The organism is Stenotrophomonas sp. YJH_SMC_29, from assembly GCF_059371235.1.
The window spans coordinates 81,219-93,751 of sequence record NZ_JCAFUK010000004.1; the positions used below are offsets into that span (position 1 = coordinate 81,219).

Below are 12,533 nucleotides of genomic sequence, written 5' to 3' on the forward strand. Positions count from 1 at the left end.
CGGTAGTGCCGGCCGCTGGCCGGCATCGCCCCCGGGTGGCAGGTGAGTCACCACCCGGTAGTGCCGGCCGCTGGCCGGCATCGCGCCCCGATTATTCCAACGCGTAGCGCAGCGCGAACAGCACCGCCACCAGCCACACCGCCGGATGCACCTCGCGCCAGCGCCCGGTGCCGGCCTTCAGCGCGGCATACGCAATGAAGCCGAACGCCAGGCCGTTGGCGATCGAATAGGTGAACGGCATCGCCAGCGCACACAGGGCGGCCGGCACCGATTCGGTCAGGTCGCTCCAGTCCACGTCCACCAGTTCGCGCAACATCAGGCCGGCCACGAACAGCAGCGCCGGTGCGGTGGCATAGCCGGGCACCATCGCCGCCAGCGGCGAGAACAGCAGTGCGGCCAGGAACAGTGCCGACACCACCAGTGCGGTCAGGCCGGTGCGGCCGCCCACCTGCACGCCCGAGGCGCTTTCAGCGAACGCGGTGGTGCTGCTGGTGCCCAGCAGCGAACCGGCCACGATCGCCGTGCTGTCAGCCAGCAGCGCGCGGCCGAAACGCTTCTGCGCGCCCGGCAGCTTCAGCAGTCCGGCGCGACCGACCACGCCATACAGGGTGCCGGTGGCATCGAACACTTCCACCAGCACGAACACCAGCACCACCTGCAGCAACACGGCGATCGGCGCGCCACCGTTGTGGTGCAGCAGGCCCGGCAGGTCCAGCTGCAGGAAGGTCGGCGCCAGGCTCGGCGGCAGCGAGACCAGGCCCTGGTACTGCACGTCGCCCAATGCCCAGCCCGCGCCGGTCACCGCCAGGATGCCGATCAGGATCGCGCCACGGACACGGCGCGCTTCCAGCACGGCAATCAGCAGGAAGCCGGCCAGCGCCAGCAGCGGCGGCGCCGTGTTCAACGGGCCCAGCGCCACCAGCGTGTCTTCATTGCCGACGATCACGCCGGATTTCTGCAGCGCGATGATCGCCAGGAACAGGCCGATGCCGGCCACGATCGCCGAACGCAGCGAGGCCGGGATGCCCGACACCAGCCACGCCCGCACACCGGTCAGCGACAGCACCAGGAACACCAGGCCGGAGATGAACACCGCAGCCAGTGCCTGCTGCCACGGCAGGCCAGCGGCACCGACCACGGTGAAGGCGAAGAACGCGTTCAGGCCCATGCCCGGTGCCATGCCCACCGGGAAGTTGGCCGCCAGCGCCATCACCGCCGAACCCAGCGCAGCGGCCAGGCAGGTGGCCACGAACACCGCACCCGCATCCATGCCGGTGGTGCCGAGGATTTCCGGGTTGACGAAGACGATGTAGGACATCGTCAGGAAGGTAGTGACACCGGCCAGCAGCTCGGTGCGCACGGTGGTGCCGTGCTGCTGCAGCTGGAACAGGCGTTCGAACAGGGACATCGCAGATCTCTCATGCCTGCGCGCCCTGCCGCCCGTAGGGGAGCTGCGGGTGCGTCGTCAGGCGCTTAGAAGTGGTAGTTCAACTTCAGCGTAACGCTGCTGTAGTCGGTATGGAAGCTGCGACGGGCCGCAGCAGGGTAGTTGGGGTCTTCCAGGGTCACCGGGCTGGAACCCAGGTGGGTGTAGCGGTATTCGGCACCGGCCGAAAGGCGCTCGTTGAAGCGGTACAGCACGCCTGCGGTGGCGTGGGCGCCGGTTGACAGGTGCGACGCGCGGGTCTCGAACTCGGCCACGCGACAGCCGTGGGTGGCCTCCACCAGCGACTTGTCGCAGCCCAGGGTGAACTCCTGCTGGGCCACGGTCACGCCTGCGCCGACGTAGGGCAGCCAGCGGCCCATCACGCGCCCCAGCGTCACATCGAAGGTGCCCGAACGGGTCACCGCATCCTTGCCGTAGTACGGGCTGTACTGGTGCTGTTCGCGATCCTTCCAGTCACGGCTGACGTTGCCGAACGACAGCGCGCCTTCAACACCGACCACGATGTTGTTGTCGAACTGCCAGCGACGGCCACCCTGCATGCCGCCGGTGAAACCGCGCACGCTCTTTTCCGAGGCGTTGGCATTGCTGCGGTCGTTGCTGTGCCCCTCGCCATGCGAGGCCTGGGCACCCAGGTAGAAGCCGTCCCAGTCGGTGGTCGCGGCCGTGGCGGTGCCCGACAGCATCAGGGCTGCCGTGGTGATGATCAGTGCTTTCATTGCGGTTTCCTACGTTGGGGGGATGGAGCGGGGACGTAGGAAAACCGATGTGGGCGGGTGAATACATACAAGGAATTGCAAAGTCCGGCGGCGACAGGCTTTCACGCCTTTTGGGGCTCGGGCGTTCATCAGCGGTTGAATTCCGACCGGCGAAAACACCTGGAAAAACTGGCGACAGGACGGCCTGAAAGACGAAAGGCCGCGCGAGCGCGGCCTTTCGTGTTCTGCGGTTTGGCTTACTTCAGCGCCTTGAAGCGCAGGCGCTTCGGCGCGGCATCGTCGCCCATGCGACGCTTCTTGTCTTCCTCGTACTCGCGGTAGTTGCCCTGGAAGAACTCCACGTGCGAGTCGCCTTCGAACGCGATGATGTGCGTGGCGATGCGGTCCAGGAACCAGCGGTCGTGCGAGATCACGAAGGTGTTGCCCGGGAACTCCAGCAGCGCGTCTTCCAGCGCACGCAGCGTTTCGATGTCCAGGTCGTTGGACGGTTCGTCGAGCAGCAGCACGTTGCCGCCCTGCAGCAGGGTCTTGGCCATGTGCAGGCGGCCACGCTCACCACCGGACAGCGAGCCGACCATCTTCTGCTGGTCCTGGCCCTTGAAGTTGAAGCGGCCGATGTAGGCGCGCGACTGGATCTCGATGCCGTTGATGTTGAGGATGTCCAGGCCACCGGCGATTTCCTGAAAGACGTTGTGGTTGCCTTCCAGCTTGTCGCGGCTCTGGTCCACATAGGACAGCTGCACGGTCGGGCCGATCACGATCTCGCCCGAATCCGGCTTCTCCTGGCCGGTGATCATCTTGAACAGCGTCGACTTGCCGGCGCCGTTCGGGCCGATGATGCCGACGATCGCGCCCGGCGGAATCAGCATCGACAGGTTGTCGATCAGCAGGCGGTCGCCGAACTTCTTGGAGACGTTCTTGAACTCCATCACCATGTTGCCCAGGCGCTCGCCCGGCGGGATGAAGATTTCGTTGGTCTCGTTGCGCTTCTGGTAATCCTGCGACTGCAGCTCTTCCAGGCGGGCCAGACGGGCCTTGCCCTTGGAGCGGCCGCCCTTGGCGTTCTGGCGCGACCACTCCAGTTCCTTCTGGATCGCCTTCTGGCGGGCCTTTTCCTGGTTCTCTTCCTGCTTCAGGCGCTCATCCTTCTGCACCAGCCATTCGGTGTAGTTGCCCTTCCACGGAATGCCGCGGCCGCGGTCCAGTTCCAGGATCCACTCGGCGGCGTTGTCCAGGAAGTAGCGATCGTGGGTGACGGCCACCACGGTGCCGGTATAGCGCGCCAGGAACTGTTCCAGCCATTCCACCGACTCGGCGTCGAGGTGGTTGGTCGGTTCGTCGAGCAGCAGCATGTCCGGCTTCTGCAGCAGCAGGCGGCACAGTGCGACGCGGCGCTTTTCACCGCCGGACAGGTTGGCGATCTTGGCATCCCACGGCGGCAGGCGCAGCGCATCGGCGGCCACGTCCAGCTGGTTTTCCAGGGTGTGCGCGTCGCCGGCGGCCAGGATCGCCTCCAGGCGCTCCTGTTCCTTGGCCAGCGCGTCGAAGTCGGCGCCTTCCTCGGCGTAGGCGGCGTACACCGCCTCCAGCGCGGCCTGGGCCTGCAGCACTTCGCCCACGCCTTCCTCGACCGACTCGCGCACGGTCTTGTTCGGGTCCAGTTCCGGTTCCTGCGCCAGGTAACCGACCTTGATGCCGGGCTGCGGACGGGCTTCACCCTCGAAATCGGTGTCCACGCCGGCCATGATCTTCAGCACGGTGGACTTGCCGGCGCCGTTCAGGCCCAGCAGGCCGATCTTCGCGCCCGGGAAGAAGGACAGGGAAATGTCCTTGATGATCTGCCGCTTGGGCGGGACCACCTTGGACACGCGGTTCATGGTGTAGATGTATTGCGAGGACATGCGGTCTCCGTAGGCGCGGCCCTGCGCCCGACCCGTCACGGGAACATCCCGTTGCGGCAGCGGGCACAGACTGGAATGGAATACCGCCAATTATAGCCGGAACCGGTTCCGGCCCGCGCCCGGCCGGAGCCGCGCAGGCTGGCCGTGGCCTGAATACTCCGTCACAGTCCTGCAGCGGGAAGCGTTTCCAGCCGGAAACGGTTCAGATCGGTTGCGCAATATGGGCTCACCACCCACCCAAGCAGAGGTCTGACATGCGCATCAATCGAGTAATGGCCGGAGCCGTGGCCTCTGTGCTGGCGCTCGGCGCGGTGGCCCCCGCCTTCGCCGACAACGACCACCGTGACCGCCGCGAATGGCGGGAGGATCGCCGCGAGTGGCGCCAGGACCGCCGTGACTGGGAACGCGACCGCCGTGAGGCCCGGCGCGACTGGGAACGCGACCGCCGCGACTGGCACCGCGACCACGACCGCTACTATCGCCCGGCACCGCCGCCGCCGCGCGTGGTCTACCGCCCGGCCTATGGCCCGGGCTACGGCTGGAAGGTCGGACACCGCTACCGTGATTACTACCGCGGCCCGATCTACGTGGTGAACGACTACCCGCGCTACCACCTGCGCCGCCCGCCTTACGGCCACCAGTGGATCCGCGATGACCGCGGCAACATGCTGCTGGTGGCCATCGCCAGCGGGATCATCGCCGACTACATCGTCAGCAGCCGCTGACGATCGCGGCCGGGGTCGGATCCCTTTCCAACGGAAAGGGCTCTGACCCCACAACTGTCGATTGAAACCATACGGGGCCGGATTCCTTCGGGAATGCCGGCCCCGTCTGTTTCGGCCCCGGCAGGCCGGTGCGGGGCTACAATCAGGGGCTGAGTCGTACCCCTTTCCCTGCCTGCTGGAGTACCCGATGTTCCCGCGTGACGTCCGCATCGAAACCTACGATCCCGAACTGGCCAAGGCCATCGCCGCCGAAACCCAGCGCCAGGAAGACCATGTCGAGCTGATCGCCAGCGAGAACTACACCAGCCCGGCGGTGATGGAAGCGCAGGGCAGCCAGCTGACCAACAAGTACGCCGAAGGCTACCCGGGCAAGCGCTACTACGGTGGCTGCGAATACGTGGACATCGCCGAGCAGCTGGCGATCGACCGCCTGAAGCAGCTGTTCGGCGCCGACTACGCCAACGTGCAGCCGCACAGCGGCTCGCAGGCCAACCAGGCCGTGTACTTCGCCCTGCTGCAGCCGGGCGACACCATCCTCGGCATGAGCCTGGCCCACGGCGGCCACCTCACCCACGGTGCCAAGGTCAATGCGTCGGGCAAGCTGTTCAACGCCGTGCAGTACGGCGTCAACGACCAGGGCCTGATCGACTACGACGAAGTCGAGCGCCTGGCCCTGGAACACAAGCCGAAGATGGTCGTCGCCGGCTTCTCGGCGTACTCGCAGGTGATCGACTGGGCGCGCTTCCGTGCCATCGCCGACAAGGTCGGTGCCTACCTGTTCGTCGACATGGCCCATGTCGCCGGCCTGGTCGCCGCTGGCGTCTACCCCAGCCCGCTGGACCACGCCCACGTGGTCACCTCCACCACCCACAAGACCCTGCGCGGCCCGCGCGGCGGCATCATCATCGCCAAGGGTGCCGACGAAGACCTGGTCAAGAAGCTGCAGTCGATCGTGTTCCCGGGCATCCAGGGCGGTCCGCTGATGCACGTCATCGCCGGCAAGGCCGTGGCCTTCAAGGAAGCGCTGGAGCCGGGCTTCAAGGCCTACCAGCAGCAGGTGGTGAAGAACGCCCAGGCGATGGCCAACACGCTGATCGCGCGCGGCTACAAGATCGTTTCCGGTGGCACCCAGAACCACCTGATGCTGGTCGACATGATCGGCAAGGACGTGTCCGGCAAGGACGCGGAAGCCGCGCTGGGCAAGGCCCACATCACCGTCAACAAGAACTCGGTGCCGAACGACCCGCGTTCGCCGTTCGTGACCTCGGGCCTGCGCCTGGGCACCCCGGCGGTGACCACCCGCGGCTACGTCGAACAGGACTGTGTGGACCTGGCCAACTGGATCGCCGACGTGCTCGATGCGCCGAACGATGACGCCGTCATCGCCCGCGTGCGCGACGCCGTCAGCGCGCAGTGCCGCAAGTACCCGGTCTACGGCTGATCGGGGCCGGGGTCAGAGCCCTTTCCTGGCGGAAAGGGATGCGACCCCGCCACGACGCAGGGGTCGGATCCCTTCCCGCACGGAAGGGCTCTGACCCCGTCACCAGGAACCCCGCGCATGGATGAGCGCCGCCTCAAGTACCTGTACATCGCGCTGGCGGTGCTGTTCGGCCTGCCCAGCCTGTTCTTCGGCGGTGCCGGCGCCTGCATCGCCGTGGTCATGGGCGTGATCGGGCTCGTCTCGCTGGACGCGGACAAACTGTGGTTTGCCGCCGGCATGTTCGCGTGGGGATCGTGCGCGATCGCCGGCCTCGTGGCCTGGGTCGCGCTCAGCATCGTCTGGCTGCGCGATGGCGCACGCGGGCTGCACAGGGCATCACGCCGCTGGTGGCTGCTGCTGGGCCTGGGCGTGCTGGCAGGCCTGCCCTTGCTGGCGATGGCGCTGTACTACTTCGCCGAGCTGGGTTCGTCCGTGCTCAGCGGGCTGTTCGCCGGGCCGTCCCTGCTGGTGCCCACCGGTATGTTGATCCTCCTGCGGCTGCGTGCTGACGCCCTGGGCGAGCCATCCGGCCCGGCACGGTCAAAGGAGTAGGCCCGCGTGGATGAGCGCCGCGCCCGGTATCTGTATGCCGTCCTGGCGGTGATCCTCGGCCTGCCCAGCCTGGTGGCGGGTGGTGCCGCGGCGACGATGCTGCTGCTGACGGGGCTGGGCCAGTTCGGCCATGGCACGCTGGCCGCGGTGACCCTGATGCCGCTGTGGGGCCTGGCCGGCATTGCCGGCTGCCTGGCCTGGTTGTGGCTCAGCGCCGGGTATCTGCTGCAGGGACGTGCCGGGCTGCAGGTGCACCGCCTCTGGTGGTGGATGCTGCTGGCCGGCAGTCTTGCCGCCGTGCCCCTGCTGGGGCTGGCGCTGTGGTGGAGCATCACCGTGCACACCGAAGGCATCGCCCTGTTGCTGCTGGGCCCGTCGATGCTGGTACCGGCCGCTAGGCTGGTGTGGGTCAAGCGCCGCGGCCGGGCACAGCCCATCGAAGGAAACGGAACGCATGGATGAGCGTCATCACAAACGCTGGATGGCCATTGCCGGCCTGCTGGTGGGCCTGCCCGCCGTGGCGGCAGGCGGCACGGGGGCCGTGCTGGGGCTGATGGTCGTCTGGGAGGGCAAGTACCTGACGGGCGACGAGTACACGTTGTTGCTGCTGTGGTCGTCGGCCGGCCTCATCGGCCTGCTGTCGTGGTTGTGGCTGAGCGGCCTGTTCCTGTGGCGCGGTGTTGCCGGCCTGCGCCAATCACCGGCTGTGGCCTGGGTCGGCCTGGCGCTGGGCAGCCTGGCCGCGTCGGGCGTGGTCGTCGCCACGCTGTACTTCACTATCAGCAATGGCGAGATCTCGACCTTGGGCCTTCTCGGGTTTGGTCCGCCGCTGCTGGTGATGGCCGGGCACCTGGCCTGGCTGCGCTGGGCACGCGCCGCATCGCCGCCACCCGCACCCGGTTGAGCGGCGCGTCGCGGCCTCGCCCGGGCTGGCGGGCTGAATTGCAGGCGCTTCCGTGCAGGCAGCATTTGCTGCTGCGCCCCTTCTCAGGTACCTTTGCGACGCTGCCATGACCGTGGCAATAGGTACTTCCCTGAGCCAGGCGTTTCATGCATTGCCCCTTCTGCCAACATGCCGATACCCGGGTCATCGACTCGCGCGTCTCCGAAGACGGCGCGACGATCCGTCGTCGGCGGGAATGCGAAGCCTGCGGCGAGCGCTTCAGCACCCTGGAAACGGTCGAACTGAAACTGCCGGCCATCGTCAAGAGTGACGGCACCCGCGAGGCCTTCGACCAGCGCAAGGTCCGCGCGGGGTTCGACCGCGCGCTGCAGAAGCGCGCGGTGCCCGAAGACAAGATCGAAGCGGCGGTACGGGCGGTGGTGCACCAGCTGCGCATCAGCGGCGAGCGCGAAGTGCCCTCGATCAAGGTCGGCGAGTTCGTCATGAACGAACTGCGCAAGCTCGACCACGTGGGCTACGTGCGCTTCGCTTCGGTGTACCGCAGCTTCGAGGACGTGGCCGATTTCCGCGAGGAGATCGAGAAGCTCGAGCGCGATCTGCCGTCCAGTACCGAACAGCTGCAGCTGCTGGGTGATGTGATCGCCCTGACCAAGAAGAAGAAGGGCTGACCGCCTCTGCCTGGGTGAGTGCCCGCACTGGTGGGCACTGATGGCGTGCATCGCCACTGGCAGCGTTACCATGGTCGCATGACCACCCCGTTCTCCGTCCTCGATCACCTGCACATGGCCAACGCGCTGCGCCTGGCCGAGCGCGCTGCCTATACCACCCGCCCCAATCCGATGGTCGGCTGCGTGATCGCCCATGGCGAACGCGTGGTGGGGCAGGGCTGGCACCAGCGGGCCGGTGGCCCGCATGCGGAAGTGTTCGCGCTGCGCGATGCCGGCAGCGAGGCGCGCGGTGCCACCGCCTACGTCACCCTGGAGCCCTGTGCCCATTACGGGCGCACACCGCCGTGTGCACTGGCGCTGATCGAAGCGGGCGTGTCGCGCGTGGTTGCGGCGATGCGCGATCCGTTCCCCAAGGTGGATGGCGGTGGCTTCGATCTGCTGCGCAACGCCGGCATCGAGGTTGCCGAAGGGCTGATGGCAGCGCAGGCGCGCGAACTCAACAAGGGCTTCCTGTCACGCGTGGAGCGCAACCGCCCGTGGCTGCGGGTGAAGCTGGCCGCCAGCCTGGATGGTCGTACTGCGATGGCCGATGGCAGTTCCAAATGGATCACCGGGCCGGCCGCGCGCGAAGACGTGCAGCACTGGCGGGCACGCGCAGGTGCGATCCTGACCGGCGCCGACACGGTGCTCGCTGATGACCCGATGCTGACCGTGCGCCTGGCCGATACCGAGGTGATGCCACCGCTGCGGGTGGTGCTCGATTCGCGCCTGCGTTCGCTCGAATGCAGCCGTGTGCGCGAGGGCGGGGCACCGACGCTGTACCTGCACGCTGCGGCGGTGAGCGCACCGGACGCGGCCGATGCCGAATTCGCCAGCATGCCCAGCGTTGATGGGCGGTTGGATCTGGGCGCGGTGCTGGCGCTGCTGGCCGAGCGCGGCATCAACGAAGTGCACACCGAAGCCGGTGCCACGCTGGCCGGTGCGCTGCTGCGCGGCGGCTGGGTCGATGAGCTTCTGCTTTATCAGGCCCCCACGCTGCTGGGCGACAGCGGACGCCCGCTGCTGGCTGGCCTCGGCATCGAGGCGATGGATCAGCAGCGTCGCCTGCGCGTGGTCGACCAGCGGCAGGTGGGCGAGGACATCCGGCTGCTGCTGCGCCCGTGAGGGACTAACGCAGAGCAGGCGCTATGCCCTCGGCGTCAGGTCGCTTCGTCGTCCTCTTCGCCAACGGGGCATTGGCCTTTCCATTGCTGCTTCCACAGCACATGCAGGTCGCGGCAGTACGCGCCCAATGCCTCGCCCGGCAGCTGCCTGGCCTTCAATCGCAGCTGGTGGCGGGTGAAACCGTCGTCGTACTGATCCGGCAGTACCAGCACGGCGCATTGATCGTGGTACATCAGGAAGTCGCGGCAGTGATCATCCTCACTCATCCACGCATCCAGGTGCCTGTCGCTCAGCTGCGTTGACTCGAAGGCGACCGAGGGTTGGACGACGATGATCTTCGTGGCTTTGAACCTGGAGGCCTCGGCCTGCCAGCACGCCATCAGCGCCAGCACCATGATCGCGGTCGACGTCATACGGTGGTTCATGCGGTTGCCCCCAGTGGAAGAGGGCAACAGCATTGACCATGGAGGCTGCACAGGGCCATGCAACGGTTCTGAAAAGTGCGATTACTTTTGCCGCAGGAAACCTCATGCAGGGGCCCATGCACCTTGTCTGAAAATGTGTGGCGTTGGGAAAGGCGCCGCGCTTGACCCGGCGCTACAGAGTCGCGCGAGCCTGGCGGTCAGCATCATTGATGTCATGGCTCGCGGAATCGGACCGAAGCGGCCATGGTGTCAACCGCGTCGTCCACTGCCTTGGCGGCGATCTGTGCTTCAGCATCGGTGTCACCTTCCAGCATGAACCGCGCGAACAGGTCGAAGCTCTGCTCCGGTGTTGGCACGGGTGTCTGCGCAGAGGCGGTCGAAGCAATCCACAGCAGGAAGAACAGCAGGCGCGGCAACATCGGGCCTCGTCGGGCAGGTGTTCATTCCATTCGAAGAATGGTAGGAATGCATCGGCAACCGTGTTCAACAGCGGTGTCGGGTTGCCGATGCGAACATCTGGAAGTCCTTCATGCTGTCGATGCTGACGCGTCGGTCTCGGGTGCGATGAGGGGAATGGACTGCAGCAGCGGAAGACAGCGCGTCAGCATCATGGAAGCCTTGCGGAACAAAGCGGACGGCGGAGCATACGCATCTGCGTTTCCGCGCGACTTTTTGTAGAGGAAGACTTGCTCTCTACAGTGTGCTGCGCGCGTCAGTTGACCTCGCACAATTCTGCGGAATCTGCCTCGTCCTCGCCGGCGTCCCACGTGTCCAGCGGCATGAGCTTCATCAGCACGGTCCGCGAAAGTTGTTGACCGCGCGCGGCGTCGGCGGCTTCGTGATTTCCCAGATACCAGCCCGTTACCGGTATGCAGTGCGTGCCATCCGGGGCATCGCGCAGTAGGGTGGCCCAGCGGCTGAATAGCTCATCGCTCTGCGCTTGGACGTCGGGTTGTTTCGTGTTGCGAAGCGCTAGGTAAGCCTCGCGCAGGGGTGATACGTCCGGGTGGGTGCACGCCAGCGCGAACATGCCGATTTCCGGTGAACCCAGGGGCAGGAAATTTCTGGCTTCGCAGCGAATCAGGGCCAACCGTGTGCGCAGTGCCTGGGCAAACCCGCGCCCGATGGCAGGGGAGGGCGCCGGAAAGGCCTGCCTCCCCAGCCACGCAGGCACATCATCAATGACGGGCTGCCAATCGATGCGTTCGCTGGGCACCCAGCCGGGGCCCAATGCCTCAAGCGATGCCTTCGCTGACGCATCACCCTGCAGGTAGACGCGGGCCTGCAGCGTGTACGCCTCTTCCGGCGATGGCGGTGAACTGGCCGCCCTTGCCGATGATGCCAGCAGAACGAACAGTGCCAAGGCGTGCGCACTCGGCGGCAGGGCATGGAGAGGCTTCAACATGGAGATGTGGCAAGGAAAAGATGGCGAAGCATCGCCAATACAGTCGTAGGCTGTCCATGCGAATTGTCCGAATTGTGCTGGCTGAAAAGCCGCGCACATCGCGCGCGGCCCGCCGTTACCACCTCACGCGCATTCGTCGGTCCACATCATCTCGGCGATCGGGCGCAGTGCCTTGCATTCCTGCGTCATGTCTTCGGCCGACTTCACCTTGGCCTTGGCCTTCAGTTCCTCGGCCATCGCGTCCACGCCACTGATCTGGTCCGGCGCGATCTTCGCCACGCAGGCGCGATGCTGCTGCAGCAGCAGGTCGCAGCCCGGTACGCCGGTTACTTTCGGCGCGGTGGCCGCCTGCGCGTCCTGCATCCAGTCTTCGAACGGTGCCAGCGCGCCGGCCACGGTGCCCACCAGATCATCGAAATTGCCGCTGTACCAGTAGCCGTTGTCCTTGGCCGGGTACAGGGTGAAGGTGCCGCTGACCGGCACGCGCGCGCCGCTCTGCAGCGCCTGCGTGTAGGCGTCGGTGAACTGCTTGCGCGCGGCCGGGCTGGCATCGGCTGCAAGGCTGGCGGCGAACAACGGGCGCACGTTGCCCAGGTCGGGCACCTGGCAGCTGAAGGCGATGCGCGCCAGCTTCTGGCCTTCGACGTATTCGTTGTCTTCGATCACGCTCTTGGTCGCGCGGCACTTCGAATCACGCAGGGCCTTGGCATACAGCGCTTCGGTGGCGGCTGCGTCGGCCTTGGCACCGGCGCTGGCAAGCACCACCTGCCACGGTTCGGCCAGCGCCTTGGCCAGTGCGCCCGGGTTCGGGGTTACCGCATCCTGGCCTTCAAAGGCGGGTTTCAGCGCATCGTTGAGCGTGCGGGTCGCGGCGGCATCGTCTTCCAGCAGCACGCGCGCGTACAGGTCGAAGGCCTGTTCGGGCGTCAGCGTGGCCGGGGCGGCGCCGGCCAGCAGCGGGGCAGCCAGCAGGGCGCTGGCCAGCAGGGTACGCAAGGGGGTCTTCATGACAGTGTTTCCGGTTCCAGATGCGCGCAAGCCTAGCGCATCTGTTCGCGGGCGTGATGACGCCCGGTCGCCACGGGCCGGTACGCGCGGGCCAAAAAAAACGGGCCCCTCGCGGGGCCCGTTCGATCGCACGACGAG

At 66.7% G+C, this 12,533-nt stretch carries 14 protein-coding genes; 7 read left to right on the forward strand and 7 right to left on the reverse strand.

Annotation, left to right across the window (positions count from 1 at the left end; translation table 11 throughout):
* Window positions 1-91: 91 nt before the first annotated feature.
* The 3 genes from AC5P9I_RS06295 to ettA all read right to left on the reverse strand — a co-directional run bounded on the left by AC5P9I_RS06295 (window position 92) and on the right by ettA (window position 4,064).
* Window positions 92-1,408, reverse strand: a complete 1,317-nt coding sequence (locus AC5P9I_RS06295) for an NCS2 family permease (protein WP_049468292.1) — start codon at window positions 1,406-1,408, stop codon at window positions 92-94.
* Window positions 1,409-1,473: 65 nt separating this feature from the next.
* Window positions 1,474-2,163 (reverse strand): outer membrane protein, encoded by a 690-nt coding sequence (locus AC5P9I_RS06300; protein WP_049468291.1) that lies wholly within the window; start codon window positions 2,161-2,163, stop codon window positions 1,474-1,476.
* A 236-nt stretch (window positions 2,164-2,399) separates the two neighbouring features.
* Window positions 2,400-4,064, reverse strand: a complete 1,665-nt coding sequence (ettA, locus tag AC5P9I_RS06305; RefSeq protein WP_005415249.1) for an energy-dependent translational throttle protein EttA — start codon at window positions 4,062-4,064, stop codon at window positions 2,400-2,402.
* Between the two features lie 254 nt (window positions 4,065-4,318).
* Between ettA and AC5P9I_RS06310 the strand changes: the two genes are divergently transcribed.
* The 7 genes from AC5P9I_RS06310 (at window position 4,319) to ribD (ending at window position 9,557) form a co-directional block, all read left to right on the forward strand.
* Entirely contained in the window at window positions 4,319-4,789 is a 471-nt protein-coding gene (locus AC5P9I_RS06310) for an RcnB family protein (RefSeq protein WP_049468289.1), read from the forward strand.
* 187 nt (window positions 4,790-4,976) lie between these two features.
* Entirely contained in the window at window positions 4,977-6,230 is a 1,254-nt protein-coding gene (gene glyA, locus AC5P9I_RS06315) for a serine hydroxymethyltransferase (RefSeq protein WP_057494411.1), read from the forward strand.
* 117 nt (window positions 6,231-6,347) lie between these two features.
* The gene (locus AC5P9I_RS06320; RefSeq protein WP_130768506.1) at window positions 6,348-6,821 is read left to right on the forward strand and encodes a hypothetical protein; all 474 of its coding nucleotides are present in this window, start codon (window positions 6,348-6,350) and stop codon (window positions 6,819-6,821) included.
* Between the two features lie 6 nt (window positions 6,822-6,827).
* Window positions 6,828-7,283 carry a hypothetical protein gene (locus AC5P9I_RS06325; RefSeq protein WP_130768505.1) on the forward strand — a complete coding sequence of 152 codons (456 nt, stop codon included), beginning with the start codon at window positions 6,828-6,830 and terminating at the stop codon, window positions 7,281-7,283.
* Window positions 7,276-7,725 carry a hypothetical protein gene (locus tag AC5P9I_RS06330; protein WP_049468281.1) on the forward strand — a complete coding sequence of 150 codons (450 nt, stop codon included), beginning with the start codon at window positions 7,276-7,278 and terminating at the stop codon, window positions 7,723-7,725. Before AC5P9I_RS06325 ends, AC5P9I_RS06330 begins: the two co-directional genes overlap by 8 nt.
* Window positions 7,726-7,871: 146 nt before the next feature.
* Window positions 7,872-8,393 (forward strand): transcriptional regulator NrdR, encoded by a 522-nt coding sequence (nrdR, locus tag AC5P9I_RS06335; protein WP_005415256.1) that lies wholly within the window; start codon window positions 7,872-7,874, stop codon window positions 8,391-8,393.
* Window positions 8,394-8,471: 78 nt separating this feature from the next.
* Window positions 8,472-9,557, forward strand: a complete 1,086-nt coding sequence (ribD, locus tag AC5P9I_RS06340; protein ID WP_130768504.1) for a bifunctional diaminohydroxyphosphoribosylaminopyrimidine deaminase/5-amino-6-(5-phosphoribosylamino)uracil reductase RibD — start codon at window positions 8,472-8,474, stop codon at window positions 9,555-9,557.
* Between the two features lie 35 nt (window positions 9,558-9,592).
* On the opposite strand, the gene AC5P9I_RS06345 is transcribed toward ribD, so the two are convergent.
* From AC5P9I_RS06345 to AC5P9I_RS06360, 4 genes are all read right to left on the reverse strand, one after another.
* Window positions 9,593-9,982, reverse strand: coding sequence for a hypothetical protein (locus tag AC5P9I_RS06345; RefSeq protein WP_057494409.1), 390 nt, complete (start codon window positions 9,980-9,982; stop codon window positions 9,593-9,595).
* Between the two features lie 212 nt (window positions 9,983-10,194).
* Window positions 10,195-10,401: a hypothetical protein gene (locus AC5P9I_RS06350; RefSeq protein ID WP_074725563.1), complete on the reverse strand. Its 207-nt coding sequence runs from the start codon at window positions 10,399-10,401 to the stop codon at window positions 10,195-10,197.
* A 293-nt stretch (window positions 10,402-10,694) separates the two neighbouring features.
* Window positions 10,695-11,345: a hypothetical protein gene (locus AC5P9I_RS06355; RefSeq protein WP_130768503.1), complete on the reverse strand. Its 651-nt coding sequence runs from the start codon at window positions 11,343-11,345 to the stop codon at window positions 10,695-10,697.
* Window positions 11,346-11,510: 165 nt separating this feature from the next.
* Window positions 11,511-12,395, reverse strand: coding sequence for a hypothetical protein (locus AC5P9I_RS06360; RefSeq protein WP_130768502.1), 885 nt, complete (start codon window positions 12,393-12,395; stop codon window positions 11,511-11,513).
* Between the last annotated feature and the right edge of the window lie 138 nt (window positions 12,396-12,533).